Annotated in this window: 22 protein-coding genes; 12 read left to right on the top strand and 10 right to left on the bottom strand. The window is 66.2% G+C overall.

Going from position 1 to position 25909, the window contains the following annotated elements:
• Window positions 1–150 precede the first annotated feature (150 nt).
• From rodA to ACFPFG_RS13495, 4 genes are all read left to right on the top strand, one after another.
• Complete coding sequence (gene rodA / locus ACFPFG_RS13510) at window positions 151–1320, top strand: rod shape-determining protein RodA (protein WP_013804102.1); 1170 nt, start codon at window positions 151–153, stop codon at window positions 1318–1320.
• A 353-nt stretch (window positions 1321–1673) separates the two neighbouring features.
• Window positions 1674–3134 (top strand): metalloprotease TldD, encoded by a 1461-nt coding sequence (gene tldD, locus ACFPFG_RS13505; RefSeq protein WP_183018388.1) that lies wholly within the window; start codon window positions 1674–1676, stop codon window positions 3132–3134.
• Window positions 3135–3226: 92 nt separating this feature from the next.
• Entirely contained in the window at window positions 3227–3847 is a 621-nt protein-coding gene (locus ACFPFG_RS13500) for a hypothetical protein (RefSeq protein ID WP_312377745.1), read from the top strand.
• 440 nt (window positions 3848–4287) lie between these two features.
• Entirely contained in the window at window positions 4288–5445 is a 1158-nt protein-coding gene (locus tag ACFPFG_RS13495) for a 3-deoxy-7-phosphoheptulonate synthase (protein WP_012203418.1), read from the top strand.
• Between the two features lie 58 nt (window positions 5446–5503).
• Here ACFPFG_RS13495 and ACFPFG_RS13490 read toward each other — a convergent pair whose 3' ends face one another.
• Complete coding sequence (locus tag ACFPFG_RS13490; RefSeq protein WP_034390510.1) at window positions 5504–5872, bottom strand: YqcC family protein; 369 nt, start codon at window positions 5870–5872, stop codon at window positions 5504–5506.
• A 259-nt stretch (window positions 5873–6131) separates the two neighbouring features.
• Here ACFPFG_RS13490 and ACFPFG_RS13485 point away from each other — a divergent pair, with 259 nt between their 5' ends.
• Entirely contained in the window at window positions 6132–6449 is a 318-nt protein-coding gene (locus ACFPFG_RS13485) for a hypothetical protein (RefSeq protein WP_012203420.1), read from the top strand.
• Between the two features lie 74 nt (window positions 6450–6523).
• Here ACFPFG_RS13485 and mpl read toward each other — a convergent pair whose 3' ends face one another.
• The gene (gene mpl / locus ACFPFG_RS13480; protein ID WP_197957353.1) at window positions 6524–7963 is read right to left on the bottom strand and encodes a UDP-N-acetylmuramate:L-alanyl-gamma-D-glutamyl-meso-diaminopimelate ligase; all 1440 of its coding nucleotides are present in this window, start codon (window positions 7961–7963) and stop codon (window positions 6524–6526) included.
• Window positions 7964–8207: 244 nt separating this feature from the next.
• Between mpl and ACFPFG_RS13475 the strand changes: the two genes are divergently transcribed.
• The 7 genes from ACFPFG_RS13475 (at window position 8208) to ACFPFG_RS13445 (ending at window position 14847) form a co-directional block, all read left to right on the top strand.
• Window positions 8208–8816 carry a hypothetical protein gene (locus ACFPFG_RS13475; protein WP_197957352.1) on the top strand — a complete coding sequence of 203 codons (609 nt, stop codon included), beginning with the start codon at window positions 8208–8210 and terminating at the stop codon, window positions 8814–8816.
• 46 nt (window positions 8817–8862) lie between these two features.
• Entirely contained in the window at window positions 8863–9363 is a 501-nt protein-coding gene (locus ACFPFG_RS13470; protein WP_197957464.1) for a TlpA family protein disulfide reductase, read from the top strand.
• A gap of 145 nt (window positions 9364–9508) precedes the next feature.
• On the top strand, window positions 9509–9973 hold the full coding sequence (gene accB / locus ACFPFG_RS13465) for an acetyl-CoA carboxylase biotin carboxyl carrier protein (protein ID WP_183018392.1): 465 nt from the start codon (window positions 9509–9511) through the stop codon (window positions 9971–9973).
• 132 nt (window positions 9974–10105) lie between these two features.
• Complete coding sequence (accC, locus tag ACFPFG_RS13460; protein ID WP_012203425.1) at window positions 10106–11470, top strand: acetyl-CoA carboxylase biotin carboxylase subunit; 1365 nt, start codon at window positions 10106–10108, stop codon at window positions 11468–11470.
• A gap of 84 nt (window positions 11471–11554) precedes the next feature.
• On the top strand, window positions 11555–12445 hold the full coding sequence (gene prmA / locus ACFPFG_RS13455; RefSeq protein ID WP_183018393.1) for a 50S ribosomal protein L11 methyltransferase: 891 nt from the start codon (window positions 11555–11557) through the stop codon (window positions 12443–12445).
• Window positions 12446–12520: 75 nt separating this feature from the next.
• The gene (locus ACFPFG_RS13450) at window positions 12521–13909 is read left to right on the top strand and encodes a zinc-ribbon and DUF3426 domain-containing protein (RefSeq protein ID WP_374621370.1); all 1389 of its coding nucleotides are present in this window, start codon (window positions 12521–12523) and stop codon (window positions 13907–13909) included.
• 35 nt (window positions 13910–13944) lie between these two features.
• Window positions 13945–14847 carry a carbohydrate kinase family protein gene (locus ACFPFG_RS13445; RefSeq protein WP_012203428.1) on the top strand — a complete coding sequence of 301 codons (903 nt, stop codon included), beginning with the start codon at window positions 13945–13947 and terminating at the stop codon, window positions 14845–14847.
• Between the two features lie 97 nt (window positions 14848–14944).
• On the opposite strand, the gene ACFPFG_RS13440 is transcribed toward ACFPFG_RS13445, so the two are convergent.
• The 8 genes from ACFPFG_RS13440 to ACFPFG_RS13405 form a co-directional block, all read right to left on the bottom strand.
• Window positions 14945–15937, bottom strand: coding sequence for a hypothetical protein (locus ACFPFG_RS13440; RefSeq protein ID WP_465251922.1), 993 nt, complete (start codon window positions 15935–15937; stop codon window positions 14945–14947).
• Between the two features lie 174 nt (window positions 15938–16111).
• On the bottom strand, window positions 16112–17203 hold the full coding sequence (locus tag ACFPFG_RS13435) for a ribonucleotide-diphosphate reductase subunit beta (RefSeq protein WP_012203430.1): 1092 nt from the start codon (window positions 17201–17203) through the stop codon (window positions 16112–16114).
• A 206-nt stretch (window positions 17204–17409) separates the two neighbouring features.
• Window positions 17410–20331 (bottom strand): ribonucleoside-diphosphate reductase subunit alpha, encoded by a 2922-nt coding sequence (locus tag ACFPFG_RS13430; RefSeq protein WP_380106992.1) that lies wholly within the window; start codon window positions 20329–20331, stop codon window positions 17410–17412.
• A gap of 529 nt (window positions 20332–20860) precedes the next feature.
• Window positions 20861–21496: a 1,6-anhydro-N-acetylmuramyl-L-alanine amidase AmpD gene (ampD, locus tag ACFPFG_RS13425; protein ID WP_380106990.1), complete on the bottom strand. Its 636-nt coding sequence runs from the start codon at window positions 21494–21496 to the stop codon at window positions 20861–20863.
• On the bottom strand, window positions 21483–23015 hold the full coding sequence (locus ACFPFG_RS13420) for a sigma-54-dependent transcriptional regulator (RefSeq protein ID WP_183018398.1): 1533 nt from the start codon (window positions 23013–23015) through the stop codon (window positions 21483–21485). Before ACFPFG_RS13420 ends, ampD begins: the two co-directional genes overlap by 14 nt.
• Window positions 23015–24745: a sensor histidine kinase gene (locus ACFPFG_RS13415; protein WP_380110270.1), complete on the bottom strand. Its 1731-nt coding sequence runs from the start codon at window positions 24743–24745 to the stop codon at window positions 23015–23017. The genes ACFPFG_RS13420 and ACFPFG_RS13415 overlap by 1 nt, the downstream gene beginning before the upstream one ends.
• Window positions 24746–24781: 36 nt before the next feature.
• Window positions 24782–25042: a PP0621 family protein gene (locus ACFPFG_RS13410; protein WP_380106987.1), complete on the bottom strand. Its 261-nt coding sequence runs from the start codon at window positions 25040–25042 to the stop codon at window positions 24782–24784.
• Entirely contained in the window at window positions 25039–25854 is an 816-nt protein-coding gene (locus ACFPFG_RS13405) for a cytochrome C assembly family protein (protein ID WP_183018401.1), read from the bottom strand. Before ACFPFG_RS13405 ends, ACFPFG_RS13410 begins: the two co-directional genes overlap by 4 nt.
• Between the last annotated feature and the right edge of the window lie 55 nt (window positions 25855–25909).

Raw genomic sequence — 25909 nt, 5'->3', positions numbered from 1 at the left:
CCCATTGTGGCCGCTGCGGCAGGCGGCGCCCAGCAGGGAAGGCCCGGGCCGACAGCTGGATGACAACCGCCTCCGTGGGCAACCCTGCGCCGGGCTCGGCCGCATGCGCCACGGGATAATGGCGGCCCGTGCCCGCGACCGACCATCCCCGTGACCGAATTCGACAAGCCCTCCCTCTGGCAACGTGTTGCCCCGCTGCTGCGGGGCTTTGACTTCTGGTTGCTGCTGTTCGTGGGCATGCTGGCGTCGGCGGGGCTGATCGCCATGTACTCGTCGGGCTTCGACCACGGCACGCGCTTCACCGACCATGGGCGCAACATGCTGATCGCGGCGGCCATCCTCTTTGTCGTGGCCCAGATTCCCCCGCAGCAGCTCATGAAGGTGGCCGTGCCGCTGTACATGCTGGGCGTGGCATTGCTGGTGGCGGTGGCGCTGTTCGGCATCACCAAGAAGGGGGCGCAGCGCTGGGTCAACGTGGGTGTGGTGATCCAGCCCAGCGAACTGCTGAAGATCGCCACGCCGCTGATGCTGGCCTGGTGGTTCCAGCGCCGCGAGGGCCAGCTGCGCGGCACGGACTTCGTGATTGCGATGGTCCTGCTCCTGGTGCCCGTGGGGCTGATCATGAAGCAGCCCGACCTGGGCACCTCGCTGCTGGTGATGGCCGCAGGCCTGTCCGTGATCTTTTTCGCGGGCCTGCCCTGGAAACTCATCGTTCCGCCCGTGCTGGCCGGCGCCATCGGCATCACGCTTATCGTGCTGTACGAGCCCCAGCTATGCGCCGACGGCGTGCGCTGGCCCGTGCTGCATGAATACCAGCAAACCCGTGTCTGCACCCTGCTGGACCCCACGCGCGATCCGCTGGGCAAGGGATTCCACATCATCCAGGGGATGATCGCCATCGGTTCGGGCGGCGTCTGGGGCAAGGGCTTCATGGCGGGCACCCAGACCCACCTGGAGTTCATCCCCGAACGCACGACCGACTTCATCTTCGCGGCCTATTCCGAGGAGTTCGGCCTGGTCGGCAACCTGTTCATCATCGTCTCCTTCCTGCTGCTGGTCTGGCGCGGGCTGGCCATCGCCATCCAGGCCAACTCGCTGTTCGCGCGGCTCATGGCGGCGGCCGTGGCCATGATCTTCTTCACCTATGCCTTCGTGAACATGGGCATGGTCAGCGGCATCCTGCCCGTGGTCGGCGTGCCGCTGCCCTTCATCAGCTATGGCGGCACGGCCATGGTCACGCTGGGGCTGGCGCTGGGCGTGCTGATGTCGGTGGCGCGCTCGCAGCGGCAGCTGCCGGGCGAGGGCGGCGGGCCGCTCTGAATCGCACTTTGGGGTGCCAAAGGCGCCCGCAAATGTCAAAGAGTCTGGATGCCTGCGGTATGCGGCGTCGCATTCCTTCCTGCGATTTGGCTTGAAAACTGAGATCCCCAAAGCACTTGGTGCTCCTGTTTTGATAGTTTCTGCGGGAGTCTGCTCACTTGCCACCGCTGCCAGGGCAGGCTACAAAGCAGGTGTGGACATGGGCCAGCATGTTCGCCATCCATGCGGATGCATGCCTACGGAATGCCGCTCAGCCTGGTGGAGCGGCATTCCGTTCTTTTTTTATGGGTCGGCAAGCCGCTGGCCGCAGCCGTTGCACGGCGAGGGCATGGCCGGCTCTCTACAATGCGTGAATGATCTCCCGCGAACCCACCATTGAACGCTTGGCCACAGCGCGCCAGTTGCTGCTTGAGCCCTTCGGGCTCGATGAAACCCATCTCGCGCGCGCACTGGCCGAGATCCGCAGCCACCAGGTCGACGACGCCGACCTCTACTTCCAGTACACCCGCGCCGAAGGCTGGAGCCTGGAAGAGGGCATCGTCAAGACCGGCAGCTTCAGCATCGACCAGGGCGTGGGCGTGCGTGCGGTCAGTGGCGAGAAGACGGCATTTGCCTATTCCGACGATATTTCCGAAGCCTCGCTGCTGGATGCCGCGCGCACCGTGCGCTCCATCTCGGGCGCGGCCCAGAGCAAGCGCGTGCGCGCCAATGCTTCCAAGATTGCGCAAAGCCGCTCGCTGTATCCCGGTCTGGACCCCATCGCCACGCTGGACAGCACGGCCAAGGTCGAGCTGCTGGGCAAGGTCGAGAAACTGGCCCGCGCCAAGGACCCGCGCGTGGTCCAGGTCATGGCCGGCCTGGCCAGCGAGTACGACGTGGTGCTGGTGGCCCGAGCCGATGGCACGCTGGCGGCCGATGTGCGGCCGCTGGTGCGCCTGTCGGTTACCGTGATCGCCGAGCAAAAGGGCCGGCGCGAGGTGGGTTCGGCCGGCGGCGGTGGCCGTTTCGGCCTGGCCTATTTCAGCGACGAGCAGATCACCCAGTACGTGGACGAGGCCGTGAGCGCAGCCCTGACCAACCTGGAATCCCGTCCCGCGCCGGCTGGCGAGATGACCGTGGTGCTTGGCCCGGGCTGGCCCGGCGTGCTGCTGCACGAAGCCGTGGGCCACGGCCTGGAAGGCGACTTCAACCGCAAGGGCGCCAGCGCCTTCAGCGGCCGCATCGGCCAGCGCGTGGCTGCCAAGGGTGTCACCGTGCTCGATGACGGCACGCTGGCCGATCGCCGCGGCTCGCTCAACGTCGATGACGAAGGCTGCACCAGCCAGAGCAATGTGCTGATCGAGGACGGCATCCTCAAGGGCTACATCCAGGACGCGATGAATGCCCGCCTGATGGGTGTCAAGCCCACCGGCAACGGCCGCCGCGAAAGCTACGCTCACATCCCCATGCCGCGCATGACCAACACCTACATGCTCGGTGGCGACCGGGAGCCGCAGGAAATCGTGGCCTCGATCAAGAAGGGCCTGTACGCCACCAACTTCGGCGGCGGCCAGGTCGATATCACCAGCGGCAAGTTCGTGTTCTCCGCCAGCGAGGCCTATTGGGTCGAGAACGGCAAGATCCAGTACCCCGTCAAGGGCGCGACCATCGTGGGCAGCGGCCCGGAATCGCTCAAGCACATCACCATGATCGGCAACGACATGCGCCTGGACAGCGGCGTGGGCACCTGCGGCAAGGAAGGCCAGAGCGTGCCTGTGGGCGTGGGCCAGCCCACGCTGCGCATCGACGGCCTGACGGTGGGCGGCACGGCCTGACGGTCCCATGCCCGCGCCCTGCACGGCAGGCCGGGCCCTGTCCTGCCTGAGGCGGCCCGCCGCGTTCCGTGGGCGCGTCCGGCGCCGATTCCATGACCCAGCTTTCCTTTCCCTCCCGGCCAGGCCCGCAGACCTCCGTCCAACCCCTGCGCAGCCTGCCGAAGCAATGGCGTGCCTGGGCCGGCGAGTCGCGGCTGAGCCGCTTCTGGCAGCATGAGCTGATCGTGGGCGACCTGCAGCCCATGCACCAGCAACTGGCCTTGCTGGCCGTCGCGCTGGACGAGTCCGTGCGCGTGCGCTATTCGGGCAGCCCGCGCCCCGCGGTGGAAGACGCCATACAGCAGCTTGACCTGGCGGTGCTGGACCACCAGCACTTTCTCACCACGCTGGCCACGGGCTGGCATGCCCTCTACGAATTTCCTGCCTACCAGCGCCTGCTCAAAGGCTTCAGGGAGGCCGTCCACGCCTGGCAGCAGTCCGTGCTGGTGGGCGATGCCCAGGAGCCCGAGCATTTCCGCCGCTGCGAGCGCCTGGGCTGGCGTCTGCTGGGCGATGCATGCCTGCTGACGGACATGTTTGCCGAATCCGCTGCCGTGGCTGGCGAAGCCGATGTGAGCGCCATCCTGTCTGGTTACAAGGCGCGCCGATGGCAACCCTGGAGCGCCGTGCGCCGGGCCCTGCGCAGGCTGCGTGACGCATTGCTTCGACGTTGATCGCGCCCTTGCGTGACGCGCAAACGCATCATTTCCCGGGGTTTGCACGTTTTCATGGTCGATGGCAATAAAACTGCATTGCATCGTATATTTCTTCATTCAATTGGAGAATTTTTGCAAAAAACTTATAAAAAAGCAGTTTTATTGCGTCAATGATTTTGCGCTTTCCCTCTGTGGCACGGTGAAGGGCACCTTCCCCGCCTTCAAGTCCATGTTGCACTGCGAAAAATGACTGTGCTACATTCGATCCCCATGCAAGCCCGTACCTCCTTCTACTTTTACTTTTGGTTCTCCTCCCCGGCGGAAGAGAGGTAAGCGCGCGCACCCGAACAAACCTCCCTCAAAACCGCCGAAGCTGCAGAGCCCGGCGGTTTTTTGTTTTTCCCTCCCGATTCTTCGCTCCGTTTTCCACGATCCATCTTTCCTCACGAAAGCAAGCAATGACTGCTCATCAAGCTTCCCTCGCCGATTCCTGGTATCGCGGCGGTTCCCAAAAGACTGGCCAAACCGACGACGCACGTATCAAGGACATCACCGTGTTGCCCCCTCCCGAGCACCTCATTCGCTTCTTCCCCATCCGCGGTACGGCCGTCGAAACCCTGATCGGCGACACCCGCCGCACCATCCACAACATCATGGCTGGTGAGGATGACCGCCTGCTGGTCATCGTCGGCCCCTGCTCCATCCACGATCCGGCGGCCGCCATCGAGTACGCGCGCCGCCTGGCGCCCATACGCGAGCAGTACAAGGACACGCTGGAGATCGTGATGCGCGTGTACTTCGAAAAGCCGCGCACCACCGTGGGCTGGAAGGGTTTGATCAACGATCCCTACCTGGACCAGAGCTACCGCATCGACGAAGGCCTGCGCATTGCGCGGCAACTGCTGATCGACATCAACCGCCTGGGCGTGCCGGCCGCCAGCGAGTTCCTGGACGTGATCTCTCCCCAGTACATCGCCGATCTGATCAGCTGGGGCGCCATCGGTGCGCGCACCACGGAAAGCCAGGTCCACCGTGAACTGGCCTCGGGGATCTCGGCGCCCATCGGCTTCAAGAACGGCACGGACGGCAACATCCGCATCGCCACCGACGCCATCCAGTCGGCCAGCCGCGGCCACCACTTCCTGTCCGTGCACAAGAATGGCCAGGTTGCCATCGTGAACACGGCGGGCAACCAGGATTGCCACGTCATCCTGCGCGGCGGCAAGACCCCCAACTACGATGCGGCCAACGTGGCCGCTGCCTGCGAGGATCTGGAAAAGGCCGGCCTGCCTCCCACGCTGATGGTGGACTGCAGCCACGCCAACAGCTCCAAGCAGCATGAGCGCCAAAAGGATGTGGCGCGCGACATCGCCGGACAGATCAGCGGCGGCTCGCGCAGCGTCTTCGGCGTGATGATCGAGGGCCATCTCGTGGGCGGCGCCCAGAAGTTCACGCCCGGCAAGGATGAGGTGGCTGCGCTGACCTATGGCCAGAGCATCACCGATGCCTGCCTGGGCTGGGATGATTCCCTGGCAACGCTGGCCGAGCTGTCCGACGCCGTGCAGCAGCGCCGCGTCAAGCATCCCGAGCCGGCTGCGGCCCTGGTTGCCGCCTGAGCCGGAAAAGAAAACGGGGCATGCATGCCCCGTTTTTTCCATGTCCCGGTTTTCTTGCTCAGTGTGGCGGCGTGGCGTCCGGCGGGGTCAGTCCGCCCTGGTTCAGCGTGTCGTCTATGCCCAGCAGCAGGACCAGCAACTGGCGCTTGTCGAATGCCACGGGCTGGCTCCATTCATGCTCGGCCAGCGGATGCACGTGGCTTTGGCAGGGCAGCTGGCCGCGGGCATCGACCACGGCACGCAGCCGGGGCAGGAAAACCCACTGCAGCCATTCCTGCAGCTTGAGCGTGTCGTACATGAACGGCATGGTCGATGCCATGGCCTCAGGGCTGGGCGCCACGGCCGACCAGAGGCTCTGGCTGCGCAACTCGTCTTCGAGTTGCTGCAACTGGTCGAGCAGTTTCTGGTGCGTGGTGTCGGTTGTCATGCGGTGAGGTCCATGAAAAAACGGGGCCAAATCTGTCGGCCATTGTACGTTTGCACCTTTGGGCAGGCGCTGGCAGGCCTTGAAACACCTGCTGGCGGCAGTGCCGACTCCAGCGCCTGTGCCAGTCTCTGGCACTTGAGGCATGTCAGCTTGCCCGGGGTGTGGAAAAGGCGCTTGCGGTTAAGCTCAGGGCATGAGTGACAGCCCTGTCTGCATGCGCAGGCACAGGGCCTTATCCCGTAATGAAGAGAGGAGTTCCATGCGCAGCGAAGTGATTGTGGTGTTGGATGCAGGGCAAGAGTACCGCACGGACACCAGCGGGCTCACCCCCATGAGTTCCGATGAAGGACGGCACTGGCTGGACCAGCAGTTCATCTCCATGGACTGCGAACCCCTGCGCGCCAGCGGCAAGGTGCTGCTGGCCGACAAGCTGGTGGTGGTGGCGCGCGCGGCGCGTTCGCGCTCCGGGCTGTTCGACGACGAGCAATGGCGCAACAGCTATGCCGTGGCCGCCCAGGCCGTGCTGTCCAAGCCCTTGATCCGCGTGGATGTGCCGGCCATGTCCATCAGCTACTGACGACCGACAGGCATCGACACAGCAAGGAAGCCCGGGCATGACCCGGGCTTCCTTCATTGGGGACTGTGCCCGGTTCAGCCTGCGGCTTGCAGCGCCGCCAGCAGCTTGGGGTGGATGCCGCCGAAGCCGCCATTGCTCATGCACACCACGTGGTCACCGGGGCGGACGGCTGCGCGGATCTGCCCGATCAGCGCATCGATGTCTGCAGCCACCTGCGCCTTGTGACCGGCTCCCACGCCCAGGGGGCGCAGCGCCTCGGCAGCATCCCAGTCCAGGCCGGCCGTGTGGCAGAACACCAGATCGGCGCTTTCCAGGGCCCAGGGCAGTTGCGACTTCATGGTGCCCAGCTTCATGGTGTTGCTGCGCGGCTCGAATACGGCCAGGATGCGTGCCTGGCTGCCGAGCTTGCGGCGCAGGCCGTCCAGCGTGGTGCGGATGGCCGTGGGGTGGTGGGCGAAGTCGTCGTAGACGGACACGCCGCCCGCCATGCCGCGCAGTTCCATGCGGCGCTTGACGTTCTGAAAGCGCGCAAGCGCTTGGCAGGCCTGGGCCGGCGTCACGCCCACATGCTCGGCCGCTGCAATGGCGGCCAGCGCATTGAGCTGGTTGTGCTCTCCGGTCAGTGCCCATTCCAGGCGAGCGACCTTGTGGCCGCGGTGCAGCACGTCGAAGGCGCCGGGATCGCCCTGGGCACTGAAATCGCTGACCACCGCACCGAAGCTGGAGACCTCGCTCCAGCAGCCCTGGTGCAGCACGCGGGTGATGCTCTCCTCTATGCCGTTGACCACCAGCCGCCCGGAGGCGGGAACGGTGCGCACGAGATGGTGGAACTGGCGTTCGATGGCGCCGAGGTCCTCGAAGATGTCGGCGTGGTCGAACTCCAGATTGTTGAGCACGGCAGTGCGCGGGCGGTAGTGCACGAACTTGCTGCGCTTGTCGAAAAAGGCCGTGTCGTATTCATCGGCCTCGATGACGAAGACGGGCTCCGCGCCGGCCGGCCCCTGGCCTGGCGTCGGGCGCCTGGGCGCGCCCAGCCGGGCCGAAACGCCGAAGTCCAGCGGCACGCCGCCGACCAGGAAGCCCGGAGCCAGGCCTGCGCATTCGAGAATCCAGGCCAGCATCGACGTCGTGGTCGTCTTTCCGTGCGTGCCGGCCACGGCCAGCACATGGCGCGGGCAGGACGGATGGTGCAGTACCTGTTCGCAAAGCCATTGCGGACCGCTGGTGTAGGGAGCGCCGCTTTCAAGAATCGCCTCCATCAGCGGGAACTTGGGACTGCCGTCGGGCAGCCGTGCCCGGCTGACCACGTTGCCCACGACATACATGTCGGGTTGCAGGGCCATCTGGTCGGCGCCGTAGCCCTCGATCAGTTCGATGTCCAGCGCCCGCAACTGGTCGCTCATCGGCGGATAGACGCCGGCGTCGCAGCCTGTGACGCGGTGCCCTGCCTCGCGCGCCAGTGCGGCCAGTCCGCCCATGAAGGTGCCGCAGATGCCCAGAATATGTATGTGCATGGCCGGGCATTCTACGGTTGCCGTCATGTCCGGGAGGGCTGCCCTGCAAAAACAGGAGCTTGCGGCCCAGCAGGCACCGGGTCCCGGAAACACAAGGTTGCGAAATCGCCGGTGCAAGGCGCTGGCGGGAACGGGCAAAGCCCGTCTGCGGCCGGCGGTGCCGCGGCTTGGGTCACAATGGCCCGGGGCCATCCGCAGCGAAGGCCTCTTATATATATGTAGGGATACAGCGGATCGGAAAGCCATGGACCAAGCCACTGCCGAAATTGCCCAGACCGCGGCCCGCCTCGTGGTCGAGGAAGGGCTGGAATGGGGGCCTGCCAAGCACCGCGCACTTCGCCAGCTGGGGCTGCCCGCGCGCACCGCGCTGCCGGGCAACGATCTGGTGGAAGAGGCCGTGCGCGAATACATTGCCCTGTTCTGCGCCGACACCCAGCCCCAGGAACTGCAGGCCCTGCGTGAACTGGCCCTGCAATGGATGGACCGCCTGGCCGAGTTCCGGCCCCATCTGGCCGGCGCCGTCTGGCGCGGCACGGCCACCCGCCTGTCCGATATTTACCTGCAGCTGTTCTGCGACGACCCCAAGTCGGCCGAGATCGCGCTGATCAACCAGCATGTGGAGTACGAGCCCAGCACCGTCACCGGCTTTACGGGGCAGGCCGTGGAGGCCTTGAGCATCCACGCCTTCTGCCGCCCTTTGAACGAGTCCGTGGGCGTGCATCTGCTGGTGTACGACCATGATGATCTGCGTGGCGCACTCAAGCCCGACGGCCAGGGGCGCAGCCCGCGCGGCAGCGCCGATGCGCTGCGCAGGCTGTTGGATCAGGATGAAGAGGAGGCCGACCGTGGCTGATTCAGTGGATGCAGGGCAAAACACATCTTCCCGCCGCCGTTGGCTGATGGGCGGCGTTGCCGCCGCCGCAGGCCTGGGTGGGGCAGGGTTTGCGTGGTGGCGTTTTCAGCCGCACGCCATGGATGCCAGTGCCGAAGAGCAGTTGTGGCAACAGCGCTTCATCACACCCGATGGCTCGGCCATGACTCTGTCGCGCTGGCGCGGCAAGCCGGTGCTGGTCAATTTCTGGGCCACCTGGTGCCCGCCCTGTGTGCGCGAGCTGCCCATGCTCGATGCCTTCTCGGCGCGCCAAGACCAGCATGGTATTCAGGTCATTGGCCTGGCCGTGGACAAGCCGGAGGCCGTGCAGCGCTTCCTGGGTCGCACACCCCTGCGTTTCCCTGTGGCGCTGGCGGTGGAAGGCGGCCTGGGCCTGACCCGCTCGCTGGGCAATCTGCAGGGCGGACTGCCCTTCACCGTGCTGCTCGGCGAAGATGGCATGGTGCAGCAACGTAAAATAGGTGAGCTTACTATCGAAGATCTGGCTTCCTGGAGCGCAAAAGGCTGATTTTTCGCATCGTCGAAGCTGTGAAAGCTCAGGAAATGCCCTGAATTCCATGGCGACGTTGATGAAAAATATGCCTCAAAGCACGCAGAAGGGCGAAATTGGAGTAAATTCGCGCCCTATTTAGTTGTTAGCCGCTGGAGCTCCCATGGATTTGCGAAAACTCAAGACCCTCATTGATCTGGTGTCCGAATCGAACGTGTCGGAACTGGAGATCACCGAAGCAGAGGGCAAGGTCCGGATCGTCAAGAGCGAAGGCGCCGTGGTGCAGCACTATGTGGCAGCGCCCATGCAGGCTCCCATGGCCGCACCGATGGCGGCACCGGTCGCCGCTGCCGCCGCAGCGCCCGTGGCGGCACCTGCCGAGGCAGCCGTCTCCGGCCACGTGGTGAAGTCGCCCATGGTCGGCACCTTCTACCGCGCCTCCAGCCCTGGCGGCAAGCCCTTCGTGGAAGTGGGCAACCAGGTCAAGGAAGGCGAGACCATCTGCATCATCGAGGCGATGAAGATTCTCAACGAGATCGAAGCCGACAAGAGCGGCACCATCACGCGCATCCTGGGCGAAAACGGCCAGGCGGTAGAGTACGGCCAGCCCCTGTTCGTGATCGAGTAACCTGCAGGCGAGCGATGCCGCAAGCGGCACGACGCCCTGGCGCGAACGCATGCTGCGGCGCGACAGAGCAATTGGCTCAACTGACGGCTTCGGCCTGCGTACCGGCGCAGGCACCAAGTCGCGAGGACCTTCATGTTTAAGAAAATTTTGGTTGCCAACCGGGGCGAGATTGCCCTGCGCATCCAGCGCGCCTGCCGTGAACTGGGCATCAAGGCGGTGATGGTGTATTCCGAGGCCGACCGTGACGCAAAGTACGTCAAGCTGGCCGACGAGGCCGTGTGCATCGGCCCCGCGCCTTCGCCGCTGAGCTACCTCAACATGCCGGCCATCATCTCGGCCGCCGAGGTGACCGATGCCGAGGCCATCCACCCCGGCTACGGCTTTCTCAGCGAGAACGCCGACTTTGCCGAGCGCGTGGAAAAGAGCGGCTTCACCTTCATCGGCCCTACGCCCGAGAACATCCGAACCATGGGTGACAAGGTCTCGGCCAAGCAGGCCATGATCAAGGCGGGCGTGCCCTGCGTGCCCGGCTCGGATGGCGAGCTGCCTGACGATCCCGTGCAGATCCGCCGCATCGCCAAGGCCGTGGGCTATCCGGTGATCATCAAGGCCGCAGGCGGCGGCGGTGGCCGTGGCATGCGCGTGGTGCATACCGAGGCGGCGCTGATCAATGCCGTGCAGATGACCAAGGCCGAGGCCGGTGCGGCCTTCGGCAATCCTGCCGTCTACATGGAAAAGTTCCTGCAGAACCCGCGCCATGTGGAAATCCAGATCCTGGCCGACAACCACCGCAACGCGGTCTACCTGGGCGAGCGCGACTGCTCCATGCAGCGCCGCCACCAGAAGGTCATCGAGGAAGCACCGGCTCCTGGCATTCCGCGCCGCCTGGTTGAGAAGATCGGCGAGCGCTGCGCCGCTGCCTGCAAGAAGCTGGGCTACCGTGGCGCCGGCACCTTCGAGTTCCTCTTTGAAAACGGTGAGTTCTACTTCATCGAGATGAACACCCGCGTGCAGGTGGAGCATCCGGTGACCGAACTGATCACGGGCGTGGACATCGTGCGCACCCAGATCATGGTGGCCGCAGGCGAGAAGCTGCCCTTCACCCAGCGCCAGATCAATGCCCAGCTCAAGGGCCATGCGATCGAGTGCCGCGTGAATGCCGAGGATCCCTACAACTTCATGCCGTCGCCGGGCCGCATCACAATGTGGCATGCCCCCGGTGGCCCCGGCGTGCGCGTGGACTCGCACGTCTACAACAACTACTTCGTGCCGCCGAACTACGACTCCATGATCGGCAAGATCATCGTCCATGGCGACACGCGCGAGCAGGCGCTGGCGCGCATGCGCACGGCGCTGCTGGAGACCGTGGTCGAAGGCATCAAGACCAATATCCCGCTGCATCAGGATCTGATGGTGGACGCCAAGTTCATGGAAGGCGGCACCAACATCCATTACCTGGAAGAGTGGCTGGCGCACCGCAACGCCAACAAGCGTTGAGCAGGTCGCCCGATTGACCCTGCATGCTGGCCCCCGGCGACGGCGGCCAGCATTTTCATTTATTGCATAGAAAAGGATGGGCCCATGTTCGAGTTGAGCCTGCTGTGCCCGGAAGACCGGGTTGAGACCATCAGCGATGCGCTGGATGCGCTGGACGCCCTGAGCGTATCGGTGGAGGATGCCGACGCGCAGACCGAGGCCGAGCAAGCCCTGTTCGGCGAGCCCGGCATGCCGCCGCCCAAGGACGGCTGGCAGCGCAGCCGCCTGGTGGCGCTGTTCCCCTCGCAGCAAGCGGCCGAAGAGGCGCGTGATCTGCTGCTGCCCCAGGACTTCTTCGAGGGCTGCAGCATCATCGCCGTCAAGCAGGTGCCGGAGCAGGACTGGGTGCGCCTGACGCAGTCGCAGTTCGCCCCGGTGGACATCACGCCCGAATTCTGGATTGTTCCCACCTGGCACGAGCTGCCGCCCGAGGCGCGCGTGAGCATCCGCCTGGACCCGGGCCTGGCCTTTGGCACGGGCACGCACCCGACCACGCGCATGTGCCTGCGCTGGATCGCCCGCCAGCCGCAAGGCAGTCTTGGCCGCACGCTGGACTACGGCTGCGGCTCGGGCATCCTGGCCATTGGCGCTGCCAAGTTCGGTGCCACCGACATCGACGCGGTGGACATCGACCCGGCGGCCGTGGAGTCCACGCGCTACAACGCCGATGCCAACGCCGTGCAACTGAAGGCGGGCCTGCCCGATGCCGGCAACGGCGAATACCGCACCGTGCTGGCCAACATCCTGGCCACGCCGCTGAAGGTGCTGGCGCCGCTGCTGTGCGGCCGCGTGGCAGCGGGTGGAAGCCTGGTGCTGGCCGGTATCCTGGAGCGCCAGGCCGACGAACTCAAGGAGGCCTATGCGCCGTACCTGGCGCTGGAAGTGGCCGACAGCGAAGATGGCTGGATCCTGATGACCGCGCGCCGCGCGGCCTGATTTCCGGCCCTAGTCCCCGCGCGGCCGCCGCCTTCGTGGCGCGGGCCGCGAGCAGCTGCCTACAATCGATCGCTGATGAGCCAAGTCACCCGCTGTCCTGCCTGTGGAACCCGCTTCAAAGTGGTGGCCGACCAGCTGCGAATTTCGCAGGGGTGGGTGCGCTGCGGCGTCTGCCATGAAGTGTTCGATGCCTCCGAGGACCTGCAGCCCCTGCCCACGGCACCTGTGAACGCGGCCGGCACCTCGGTGGCCGGCACTCCGGTGGCCGGCGGGGCATCGCACAACCCGGCCGAATTCGAGGACGATGACATCCGCGAATTCAGGGAATCCATGTGGCTGCCGACGGCGCCGAGCGGATTGCCGGGGCGGGTTGCATCGGGTACTGCTGCACCTGTTGCGCCCTCTGTACCTGCCGCACCTGCGGCACCTGCGGTATCCACCGCAACGACGGCTGCGGCTGCCAGGGCCGAGCCTTCGCCGTCCATGCCGCCGGCCGAGGTGCCGGCTCCTGAGGCTCCGCCTCCGTCCCCTGTGACCGCGAAGGACCCCTCCGCCAGCGCCGCCGAAGAGTCGGGCAGCGCGCTGCCTGGAGCGTCGCTGGTGGACGAGATCCTGGCTGCGTCCCGGGCAGCGCCGAAGTCCCCGCCCGCCGCCCAGGCCGAGCAGGCCGTTGACGGCCTGCTCGGACCCGAGCCTGGCACTGCGGCTCCTGTGCCCGCACCGGCAAAGGATGAGGAAGGCGCGCCGTTCACACGGCCCCATAAGCCATCTGATAAGCCATCCGACAAGTCGTCCGATGCGCCTGCGCCGTCCGTGCCGACCGGCCTGCTGCGGGAATCGGAATCGGAGTTGCAGGCGCAGGCCTCCGTGCCTTCGCCGGAGTTCTCCCGCTGGCCCGACAGCGATGGCGAGGGCAGCGGTGAGGCTGCGGCCGCGCTGCCCGAGGCCGAGCCCGGCTTTGTGCGCCAGGCGCGCCGCAAGGCCTTCTGGCGCCGGCCTGCCGTGCGCGTGGCCCTGGTGCTGGGCAGCCTGCTGGGCGCGGGCGCATTGGCCGGCCAGGTGATGTGGGGCCAGCGTGATGCGCTGGCCGTGCAGCATCCTTCGCTGGCGCCCACGCTGCAGGCCCTGTGCGCCATGGCGGGCTGCGAGCTGCAGCCGCGCCGCCAGATCGGCGACGTGGTGATCGGCAGTTCGGGCTTTCGGCAGCTGCCGCGCAGCGGCCAGTACCAGTGGAGCCTGAGCCTGGAGAACCGTTCCGACTTCCCCGTGGCCATGCCCGCTGTCGAACTCACGCTCACCGATGCCCAGGACAAGCTGCTGCTGCGGCGCGTGATCCGGCTTGACCAGTTCGGCGCGCCCGCGCAGATCGAGGGCCATGGCGAGTGGAGCGTGACGGCCCCGGTCGAAGTGCAAGGCCTGGAGGCGGCCGTTGCCGGCTATCGCGCCCTGGTTTTTTATCCCTGAATCCCCCTGACTTTTCAAGAAAGCCGAGACACACCATGGCCGCTCTCATCTGCGGATCGCTTGCGTTCGACAACATCATGACCTTCGAGGGAAGGTTTGCAGACCAGATCCTGCCTGACCAGTTGCACATCCTCAATGTGTCCTTCCTGGTGCCCACGCTGCGCCGCGATTTCGGCGGCTGCGCGGGCAACATCGCCTACGCCCTGCGCTTGCTGGGCGGCGATGCCTGGCCCATGGCCATGGTGGGCAGCGACGGCGCCGACTATGTGCAGCGCCTCGACGAACTGGGCGTGCAGACCGCGCACATCGGCCAGCTGCAGGACACGCACACGGCCCAGTGCATGATCATGACGGACCGTGACAACAACCAGATCACGGCCTTCCACCCGGGCGCCATGATGCAGGCCCACGGCAACCGCATCACGCCAGAGCTCAAGGAGCAGGTGCGCGTGGGCATCATTGCACCCGATGGCCGCCAGGCCATGCTCGAGCATGCCCAGCAGTTCAAGGCGGCCGGCATTCCCTTTGTGTTCGATCCAGGCCAGGGCCTGCCCATGTTCGATGGACAGGAGCTGCGCAGCTTCATCGAGCAGGCTGACTGGGTGGCCGTGAACGACTACGAGGCCCGCATGCTCAGCGAGCGCACGGGCTGGAGCCTGGAGCAGATTTCCGGACAGGTGCAAGGCCTGGTGGTGACGCTGGGGGCAGAGGGCTGCGAGGTCTGGGTGCAAGGCGCCAAGACCCTGGTGGCGCCGGTGCAGCCCGCCGCCGTGGTCGATCCCACGGGATGTGGCGACGCATGGCGTGGCGCCATGCTGTTCGGCCTGGAGCGTGGCTGGGACCTGGTGCGTTGCGCCGAACTGGGCAACCGCCTGGGCGCGCTCAAGATTGCCAGCCGTGGCCCGCAGAACTACGTGCTGGACTTCGCCCAGCCCTGAAGCCGGGATCGCCAGGCGGCGGCGCAGCCGCCGTCTTCACAATGAAAAAAGCCCGACTCCAAAGAGCCGGGCTTTTTGCTTTGAGACCGGAAAAGTCTCAGGGCTTGTTGCCTGTGGGGAAGGGCCATGCGGCTTGGGGAGCCAGGCGGGTTTGCGCGATGGGCGCGGGTGCGGCAGCGGGAACTGCAGGCGCGGCAGCGGCGGGAGCTGCTGCGGCCTTCTTGGGGGCAGCGGCCTTCTTCGGGGCTGCAGCCTTCTTGGCGGGAGCGGCAGGAGCTGCTGCGGCCTTGGCGGGCGCTGCGGCAGGCTTGGCAGCTGCAGCGGGCTTCTTGGCAGCAGCAGGAGCGGCAGCCTTCTTGGCGGGAGCTGCGGCCTTCTTCGCGGCAGGTGCAGCAGGTGCAGCAGCCTTTGTGGCAGCAGGAGCGGCGGCCTTCTTTGCAGCAGGAGCAGCAGCCTTCTTGGCGGGAGCGGCAGCCTTCTTCGCAGCAGGTGCAGCAGCCTTCTTGGCGGGAGCGGCAGCCTTCTTGGCAGCAGGAGCAGCAGCCTTCTTGGCAGGAGCAGCGGCCTTCTTTGCGGCAGGTGCAGCAGCCTTCTTGGCAGGAGCGGCAGCCTTCTTTGCGGCAGGTGCAGCAGCCTTCTTGGCGGGAGCAGCGGCCTTCTTTGCGGCAGGAGCAGCAGCCTTCTTGGCGGGAGCGGCAGCCTTCTTCGCAGCAGGAGCAGCAGCCTTCTTGGCGGGAGCGGCAGCCTTCTTCGCAGCAGGAGCAGCAGCCTTCTTGGCAGGAGCGGCAGCCTTCTTTGCAGCAGGAGCAGCAGCCTTCTTGGCGGGAGCAGCAGCCTTCTTCGCAGCAGGAGCAGCAGCCTTCTTGGCAGGAGCGGCAGCCTTCTTTGCAGCAGGTGCAGCGGCCTTCTTGGCAGCAGGAGCTGCAGCCTTCTTCACAGCAGGTGCAGCAGCCTTCTTGACGGGTGCTGCCTTGGCAGTGGCCGTGGTTTTCTTCACGGTTTCAGCCTTGGGAGCAGCCGCCTTTTTGGCAGTGGTCTTCTTGTCGGTGGGGGCCTTGGTGGAGGCCGTCTTCTTCGCAGTTGCCATCATCTTCTCCTTCGTTGATTTGCACAAAACACTTCGGGGTACGGGGCTCCGAAGCGATCCAAAGCGATGTGGAGTGACGCATCGCAATGAACACGGAGACGCCCCACGCCGCAACACCATCGGTATTGCAAAAGCGTGAAGCGCGTCATGGTTCGCATTGTGCCTGCAGAGAAGCGATTAATCCCAGGAAAGTGCGCCTCCGGTTTGATACTCGATGACGCGTGTCTCAAAGAAGTTACGTTCCTTCTTCAAATCGATCATCTCGCTCATCCAGGGGAACGGGTTTTCCTCGTTGGGGAACAGGGCCTCAAGGCCGATCTGCGTGGCGCGGCGGTTGGCGATGTAGCGCAGGTAGCCCTTGAACATCGATGCGTTCATTCCGAGCACGCCGCGCGGCATGGTGTCCTCTGCGTAGCGGTATTCCAGCTCGACGGCCTTGACGAAAAGCGCCGTGATTTCTTCCTTGAATTCGGGTGTCCACAGCTGTGGATTTTCGAGCTTGAGCTGGTTGATCAGGTCGATGCCGAAGTTGCAGTGCATGGACTCGTCGCGCAGGATGTACTGGTACTGCTCGGCGGCGCCGGTCATCTTGTTTTGGCGACCCAGCGCAAGGATCTGCGTGAAGCCCACGTAGAAGAACAGGCCCTCCATCAGGCAGGCGAAAACGATCAGCGACTTGAGCAGGGTCTGGTCGGTCTCGAAGGTGCCGGTCTTGAAGGCGGGATCCATGATCGCTTCGATGAAGGGGATCAGGAATTCGTCCTTGTCGCGGATGGAGGGGACTTCGAGATAGGCGTTGAAGATCTCGCCCTCATCCAGGCCCAGCGACTCCACGATGTACTGGTAGGCGTGGGTGTGGATGGCTTCCTCGAAGGCCTGGCGCAGCAGGAACTGGCGGCACTCGGGCGCCGTGATGTGGCGGTAGGTGCCCAGCACGATGTTGTTGGCGGCCAGCGAATCGGCCGTCACGAAGAAGCCCAGGTTGCGCTTGATGATGCGGCGCTCGTCCTCGGTCAGGCCGTTGGGGTCCTTCCACAGGGCGATGTCGCGGTTCATGTTCACTTCCTGCGGCATCCAGTGGTTGGCGCAGGTGGCCAGGTACTTTTCCCAGGCCCACTTGTACTTGAACGGCACCAGCTGATTGACGTCGGTCTTGGCGTTGATGATGCGCTTGTCGGCGGCATTCACGCGCTTGTGTGTGGTGCTGGGCGCAGCCTCCGCGCCGCTGGGCGTGTTCGAGAGGGTGGCGTCGTCGTCAAAGGTCAGCATTGCAATTTTCTCCGGCATGCCCTGGGGCATATGTTCAGTTCATTCGGTGCGAAAGAGTCCTCTCTTTCTGCTCCGGTCAATGTAGGACCATGGGTGGCCTGGCGTGTTGAGCAGGCCCAAGGTCCATGGCGAAGATCCTGCGCATGGCGCTGGCTGGCGGGCAGGGCGCGGGGCCTGCGCCGTGGCGAGGCCCCGCGCTGCGCGGCTTACTGGCAGGCTTCGCAGCCGGGATCGTCGATGGCGCAGAACTTGATGTCCGTCGCCGGTGCCTGGGCGCGTGCGGCGGCTGCCGCGGCTTCCAGGGCGCTGGAGGTGTTCACGGCGGCAGGCTGTGCGGCGGCGGCCGAGGGCACGGCGTTGAGCACGCGGCTTTGCACCGTGGACTTCTCGATGTTGGTGGCGCTGGTGGTGCGCAGGTAGTAGGTGGTCTTCAGACCGCGCAGCCAGGCCAGCTTGTAGGTGTCGTCCAGCTTCTTGCCCGATGCACCGGCCATGTAGATGTTCAGGCTCTGGGCCTGGTCGATCCACTTCTGGCGGCGCGCGGCGGCCTCGACCAGCCAGGTGGGCTCGACCTCGAAGGCGGTGGCGTACAGGCTCTTGACGTCCTGGGGCACGCGGTCGATGGGGCGCAGCGAGCCGTCGAAGTGCTTGAGGTCCATGACCATCACGTCGTCCCACAGGCCCAGGCGCTTCAGGTCACGCACCAGGTACTGGTTGATGACGGTGAACTCGCCGGACAGGTTGGACTTGACCGACAGGTTGCCGAACGAGGGCTCGATGGAGGCATCGACGCCGACGATGTTGGAGATGGTGGCCGTGGGCGCGATGGCCACGCAGTTGGAGTTGCGCATGCCGTGCTGGCCGATCTTGGCGCGCAGCGCATCCCAGTCCAGGCGCGAGGAGCGGTCCACTTCCACATAGCCGCCGCGTGCCTTCTCCAGCAGGTTCAGCGTGTCCAGCGGCAGGATGCCCTGGTCCCACAGCGAGCCCTTGTAGCTGGAGTACTGGCCGCGTTCCTTGGCCAGCTCGGTGGAGGCCCAGTAGGCGTAGTAGCAGATGGCTTCCATCGACTGGTCGGCGAACTCCACGGCCGCGTCGCTGGCGTAGGCGATGCGCATTTCATAGAGCGCATCCTGGAAGCCCATCAGGCCCAGGCCCACGGGGCGGTGGCGCAGGTTGGAGTCCTTGGCCTTCTGCACGGCGTAGTAGTTGATGTCGATCACGTTGTCCAGCATGCGCATGGCCGTGGTGATGGTCTTTCGCAGCTTGCCGTGGTCGATGGCGCCATCGACGATGTGGCGCGCCAGGTTGACCGAGCCCAGGTTGCAGACGGCGGTCTCGGTGTCGCTGGTGTTCAGCGTGATCTCGGTGCACAGGTTGGACGAGTGCACCACGCCGGCGTGCTGCTGGGGCGAGCGCACGTTGCAGGGGTCCTTGAAGGTGACCCAGGGGTGGCCGGTCTCGAACAGCATGGACAGCATCTTGCGCCACAGGTCCATGGCCGGGATGCGCTTGAACAGCTTGAGTTCGCCGTTGTCGGCCTTGGTTTCGTAGGCCTTGTAGGCGTGCTCGAAGGCGGCGCCGAAGAGGTCGTGCAGGTCGCCGACATCGGAGGGCGAGAACAGGGTCCAGTGGCCCTTTTCCATGACGCGCTTCATGAACAGGTCGGGAATCCAGTTCGCCGTGTTCATGTCGTGCGTGCGGCGGCGGTCGTCGCCGGTGTTCTTGCGCAGTTCGAGGAATTCCTCGATGTCCAGGTGCCAGGTCTCCAGGTAGGTGCAGACGGCGCCCTTGCGCTTGCCGCCCTGGTTCACGGCCACGGCCGTGTCGTTGACCACCTTGAGGAAGGGCACCACGCCCTGCGACTCGCCGTTCGTGCCCTTGATGCGCGAACCCAGGGCGCGCACGCGCGTCCAGTCGTTGCCCAGGCCGCCGGCGAACTTGGACAGCAGGGCGTTTTCCTTGATGGACTCGTAGATGCCGTCCAGATCGTCGGGCACCGTGGTCAGGTAGCAGGAAGACAGCTGCGAGCGCAGCGTGCCGCTGTTGAACAGCGTGGGCGTGCTGCTCATGAAGTCGAAGGACGACAGCAGCTCGTAGAACTTGATGGCGCGCGCGTTGCGGTCCTCTTCCTGCAGCGCCAGGCCCATGGCCACGCGCATGAAGAAGGACTGGGGCAGCTCGATGCGCGTCTTGCGCACGTGCAGGAAGTAGCGGTCGTACAGGGTCTGCAGGCCCAGGTAGTCGAACTGCTCGTCGCGCTCGGCCTTGATGGCGGCAGCCAGGCGGGGCAGGTCGTAGTTCAGCAGCTCGGGGTTGAGCAGCTCGTTGTCCACGCCCTTCTGGATGAAGCCGGGGAAATACTCGGCGTAGGCGGCCTGGATATCGGCCGGCTGCACGTCACGGCCCATGACCTCGCGCACGATCGTGTGCAGCAGCAGGCGGGCGGTGACGTAGGTGTAGTCGGGGTCCTTCTCGATCAGCGTGCGAGCGGCCAGGATGGAGGCCTTGAAGACTTCTTCGATCGGCACGCCGTCGTACAGGTTGCGCAGCGTCTCGGCGACGATGGGGGCGGCCTGGATATCGGCGTTGAGGTTGCGGCAGGACGCCTCGATCAGCGCCAGCAGGCGGGCCTGGTCCAGCGGCACGCGCTGGCCGTTGTCGGTCACATGCAGCACGGGCGCCGGTGCGGCGGCGGCAGCCGCTGCGGCCTCGGCGGCCTTCTTTTGCTCGGCACGTTCCTGGTTGCGGCGGTCGCGGTACAGCACGTAGGCGCGCGCCACGTCGTGATGGCCGCCGCGCATCAGGCCCAGCTCGACCTGGTCCTGCACGTCTTCAATATGGAAGGTGCCGCCGCCCGGACGCGAGCGCAGCAGTGCGCGAACCACGGCCTGGGTCAGCTCGTCCACGGTCTCGCGCACGCTGGCGGAGGCCGCACCCTGGGCGCCGCGCACGGCCAGGAAGGCCTTGGTCAGCGCGACGGCGATCTTTTGTGGCGTGAAGGGCACCACATCGCCGCTGCGGCGGATGATCTGGTAGCCGTCCTGCACGGACAGGTGATGGGCGGAGGAAGGATTGGCAGCATCACCGTGCGCAGCGGGAGCCAAAGAATTCAGTGCTTCTTGCATGAGTTTCCTCAACGGGTGTTTGTGGATAGAACAGACGCGGGCCTGCACTTGGGGCAGGCTTGCTGGGAGATGGAATCGGGGTCGGATGTGCACACCGTTTTCACAGGGTGTTCACAGCTTGTGAACACTAGATATGGTGTCCAGCGTGCTTTGGAGCACTACCTGTAGTGTATCGCCGTCTCATGTACACGGGGTACTCACAGCCGGAAAACCGCTGTTTGCGCTGCGCCAAACGGGTGCGCGACATACAAGCCAATAGCAGCAGATGCCCGCTGCGCGGTGGCTTGCGGGCGATGGCCCGTCGCGAGCCGCAGCAGCCTTGACCCGGCGCCGGTCGGACCGCTGAAAGCCCCATGGACAGTGGGGCTGCGCCATATGCGTGAATTTGTAAAAAATGATCAGCCACCCGCTGCGTGCGCCTGGCGCGCCACATCGGTTGCTTTCTGGATTGACAGACCGTTTGTCCTCTGCCTGTGGACAAGCGGCATTGGCTGCAAGACCTGGCGGTGCCTGCGATGAGGGTGTGTGCTTACGTGTCGGGCTGGCCCGCGCCTGGCGGCAATTGCCAGTTCGCCGTGGCATGGTGATGGGCCAGCAGCCTGCGCAACCGCTGCCAGTCGAAGCCGGGGCCCGGATCGCATTTGCGGCCCGGCGCGATGTGCTCATGGCCTGCGAGATGGGCCACGGGGTAGCGCGCCGCGATGGCGTTGCACAGGGCATCGAGCGCCGCGTACTGGGCCGCCTCGAACCGCAGGCCCTCCAGGCCTTCCAGTTCTATGCCGATGGAGTCGTCGTTGCAGCGGTCGCGGCCCCGCCAGCGGGAAGCGCCGGCATGCCAGGCGCGCGCATCGCAGTCCACAAACTGCCAGACCTCGCCATGGCGCGTGATGAAGAAATGCGCCGACACCTCCAGGCCGCGTATGCCCTGGTAATAAGGATGGGCGTCCCAGTCGAGCTGGTTGGTGAACAGTTGCTGGACCGCGCCCGTGCCGTACTCGCCGGGTGGCAGGCTGATGGAGTGCACGACGACCAGATCGACCAGCGCCTGGGCCGGGCGCTCGCCAAAGTTGGGCGAGGGCAGGTGGCGGGCCTGCTGCAGCCAGCCGCCTTGCCAGGTCCAGGCCGGGGCCTGGGTGGCTTGTGCCTGCGGATCAGGACTCTCCATGGCTGCCTCCGTCCGCCTCGGCGCTGGCATCGCCGGGCAGGGCGATGTTCAGCCGGTCGATGCGGTAACGGATCTGGCGCAGGCTCAGGCCCAGCCGCGCGGCCGTGGCCGTGCGGTTGAAGCCGTTTTCCTGCAGCGCCTGCACCAGGATGCCGCGCTCGCGCTCGTCCAGCCAGGCCTGCAGGTCGCGAGGCAGGTCGGCATCGGATGGCTCTGGCGATGGCGGGCTGCCTTGCGGCAGGGGGCGCGAAGGTGAGGGAGAGGGCGAGGCGGATGCAGGCGGGGCTGGCGGCGTGCCGCAGGGCAGCTGCATCTCGGGATCTATGCGCAGCGGTCCGTCCTCGCCCAGCGTGATGGCGCGGTGCAGCAGGTTCTCCAGTTCACGCACATTGCCGGGCAGGGGCAGGCGGGCGATCTGCTCCACTGAGCGCTCGTCGATCTCGGGCATGGGCAGGCCGGATTCCTGCGACAGCCGTGCCAGCAGGGCGCGGCACAGGGCGGGCAGGTCTTCGCGCCGCTCGCGCAGCGGGGGCAGCAGCACCTCGATGACATTGAGGCGGTAGTACAGGTCCTGGCGGAAGCGCCCCTGCTGGACATCGGCGGCCAGGTCGCGGTGGGTGGCGCTGACGATGCGCACGTCGGCCGCTTCCTCCTGTGCGCAGCCCAGTGGGCGCACGCGTCGCTCCTGTATGGCGCGCAGCAGCTTGGCCTGCATGGCCAGGGGCAGGTCGCCGATCTCGTCCAGAAACAAGGTGCCGCCGCGCGCAGCCTGGAAGTAGCCGTCGCGGTCCTGGGTGGCTCCTGTATAGGAGCCCTTGCGCGCGCCGAAGAATTCGGCCTCCAGCAGGTTTTCGGGTATGGCGCCGCAGTTCACGGCCACCATGGGGCCGTGGGCGCGCTGGCTGCAGGCGTGCAGGGCGCGGGCCACCAGTTCCTTGCCCGTGCCCGACTCGCCATGCACCAGCACCGGTGCCATGCCGCGCGCCACCTTGGCAATGCGCTGCTTGACGGCCTGCATGGCGGGCGACTCTCCAACCATGGCATCCAGCGCCCCGCCGCCGCTGAGCACGGGGCCTGCAGCCGGCGTCGCCGAGGGGCTGCGCGCCGGCATCACGCCCGGTGCCGGCACACCGCCCACGCCCTGGGCGGCCGAGGCCACGACCAGACGGAATTGCTTGAGGTCCACGGGCTTGGTCAGGTAATCGAAGGCGCCTGAGCGCAGGGCCTCGACGGCATTCTCGGCGGAGCCGTAGGCCGTCATGACCACGCAGCGCTCGCGCCGCTGCTGGCTGCGCAGGTCCTGCAGCAGTTCCATGCCCATGCCGTCGGGCAGGCGCATGTCGGTGATGACCACGTCGAAGCGCTGGGTCTGCAACTGCTCGCGCGCCTCGCCCACGCTGGCGGCGGTTTCCACGCGGTAGCCTTCGCGCAGAAGGGTCAGTTCATAGAGGGTGCGCAGATCCGGCTCGTCGTCCACGACAAGGATCGATGCGGCAGCGGGCAGGGAGTTCAAAGGCATCACACCACAATCTGGTCAAACAGGGAGGCCGGCAGGGCCGAGGCCGGGCCGGCACGGAACACGATGCTGAAGGCATTGCCCTCGACAGGGCCGTGCGGCGTGGGCCGCGACAGCCGCTGGTAGCTGATGCTGGCATCGTAGCGCTGGCACAGCTCGCGGCAGATATACAGGCCCAGGCCGCTGGAGCGGCTTTCCGAAGAGAAGAAGGGCTCGAACAGATGGCGTTGCACCGTGGGCTCCAGCGCGGCGCCGTCGCTCCAGACCTGTAGCCAGATCTGGCCGCCTGCCGGCGCGCCGGTCAGCACTTGCAGCGTGTGTGGTTCGTGGGCGTTGCTGCGGTAGCGCCGGGCGTTGTCCAGCAGGTTCACCAGGATGCGGCGCAGATGCTCGCCATCGAACACCACGGTCTTCTCCCTGGCGTCCAGCAGGAGCTGGATGCTGCGCACGGGCTGACCCTGGGCCTGCCATTCCTGGCAAACCTGGGCCACATGCTGGTCCAGGGCCAGCAGACCGGCATGCGCCTCGCCAATGTGCTGCTGGGCCCGGGCGATGTTGAGCACGTCCTCGACGATGCGTGCCAGGCGCTCGGCATTCTGGCCCACGATGCGGCACAGCTGCTGCTGGGCCGGGTCCTGCGCCAGATCCTCGGCCAGCAGGGCATTGGCCTGGGTGATGGCGGCCAGCGGATTGCGGATTTCGTGCGCCACGGCGGCCGACATGCGACCCATGGAGGCCAGCTTTTCCGTGCGCAGCCGCGCCTCCATCTCGCGCAGATCATGCAGAAAGACCACGCACAGCTGCTGCAGCAGCGCGGGCTCGGCCGCGTGGGCGGCCTCGGACTGGGTGGCGACCTCGGTCAGCCAGGTGCGCAGGTGCAGGCCCGTCATGCCTTCCTGGCCGATGGACTGCAGATGGATGGCGGCCGAGATGGGCAGGTTCTGGGCAAAGCTCTGGGCCACGGCGTCCTGCAGTCGCTGCCAGCCGGAATGCTCCTTGAGGGCGAAGGGCAGGGCATGCGCGTCGGCCAGCCCCAGCAGGTGCAGCGCGGCCGGGTTGGCCTGCTGCACGCGGAACTGGGGATCGACCACCAGCACGCCTTCGCCCAGGTGGCGGATCACCAGGGCATTGACCTGTTCCTGGGTCTGGGCCTTGCGGCTGCTGTGCTGGGCCAGGTGGCGCTCGCGCCGCACGCGGCGCGCCAGTTCGTGCGTCAGATAGGCCACGGCGAAATAGCCCGCGCAGGCAAAGCTGGCCTGGTAGTAGGCCTGGGTGCTTTCTATGCGGCCTGCCACGTCCTGCCATGCCACCCAGCCCAGGGTCAGCAGCGTCACGCTGGCCGTGGTGGCCAGGGCCAGCGTCAGATTGCCCAGCACGGCCGAGATCAGGATGGGAATGGCCAGCAGGGCCGAATAGTTCAGCGGCCCGGTCTGCAGCATCTGCAGCAGGCAGATGGCTGCAATGTCCACGCCGATCACGGGCAGCCAGTGCACGCCGGCGCGGGGCGAGGGCGGCTGGGCGCGTGCCGTCAGCCGCAGCAGCAGCGTCAGCCCCAGGTAACCCAGGCAGACCAGCCAGACCAGGGAATTGCCAACGGGCTGCACGCTGAGCAGCGCCAGTTGCAGCAGCAAAAGCGCAGTGGCGATGAGCACGCGGCCGGTCAGGAAGCCCTGCCATAGCCGGACAAAGGGGGCGTTGGCGTCGTGCGGCGACTGCGCCGCAGCCTCGTCGATGGTGGGGGGCTGGGGGGGGGGCCGCGGCCTGCATGCTCAGCGCCGTTGCGCCAGGGCCCGGTGCTCGGCGCTGCAGTAGTTGCGGCCTGCCGCCTCGATGGCTTCGCTGCGCGGCAGGTGCAGGCCGCAGTGTGCGCATTCGACCATGTCCTGTGGAGCCGCCAGCGGCGCATTGGCCGGGTTGGCCGGGTTGCGCGGCGCAGCGGCCTGGCGCCGCTCGCGCGCCTCGGCACGGCGCTGGCTGCGCCAGATGCCGACAGCCACGACGATGACGATCAGGACCAGCAGGTACTTCATGTGGTGCGCTCCAGAAGCACTTCCATGACGAAGCGCGATCCCGCATAGGCCAGCAGCAGCAGCAGGGCGCCTGCATAGAGCATGCGCACGGCGCTGCGGCCACGCCAGCCAAAGCGCGCACGGCCGATCAGCAGCACGGCGAAGGTCAGCCAGGACAGCAGCGAGAACACGGACTTGTGGTTCCAGACCCAGGCCTTGCCATAGAGCTGTTCGCCGAACAGCCAGCCTGCGGCCAGCGTGGCCGTGAGCAGCACAAAGCCTGCGGATACGAAGCGGAAGGTCAGGCGCTCCAGCGTGAGAAGCGGCAGGCCGCTGTCATGGCCACCGCCGCCCAGCCGCATGTGCTGCTCGGCGCGTGTCATCAGCGAGGCGTGGACCACGGCGGCCGCGAACAGTCCGTAGGAGGCAATGCCCAGTGCCAGGTGCAGCGGCAGCCAGGGCGAGGCGTTGACGTGCAGGGGCGTTCCCGGAAACAGCGCGGCCATGAGCACGGCGGCCGTGCCCAGCGCGGACAGCGCCAGCTGCGCGCGCATCTTGGGGAACAGCTGCTGCTCGACGCCATAGACGGTGAGCACCAGCCAGGCCGTCATGGACAGGGCCGGTGCAAAGCCGAAGTGAGGCTGCTCCCCGAGCAGGCTCCAGGCCAGGGCCAGGGCGTGGAGCACCCAGGCCAGGCGCAAGGCAACGCGGGCGCCGGCCTGGCTGATGCGTCGGGCGCCGGCGGCTGGCACGGCATAGGCCACGGCTGCGGCAAGCGCCAGCATCCAGCCCAGGGGCGATGCGTTGGCGGAAATCAGGGGGACGGAGAGCATCGTTCAATGATAGCTGTGGCTTTCCCGGCGCCGCTTGTGCAGGCTCAGAATCCGG

Source organism: Delftia deserti, from assembly GCF_042653485.1.
GTDB lineage: Bacteria > Pseudomonadota > Gammaproteobacteria > Burkholderiales > Burkholderiaceae_C > Comamonas > Comamonas acidovorans.
This window is presented reverse-complemented; position numbering and strand designations above follow the sequence as displayed.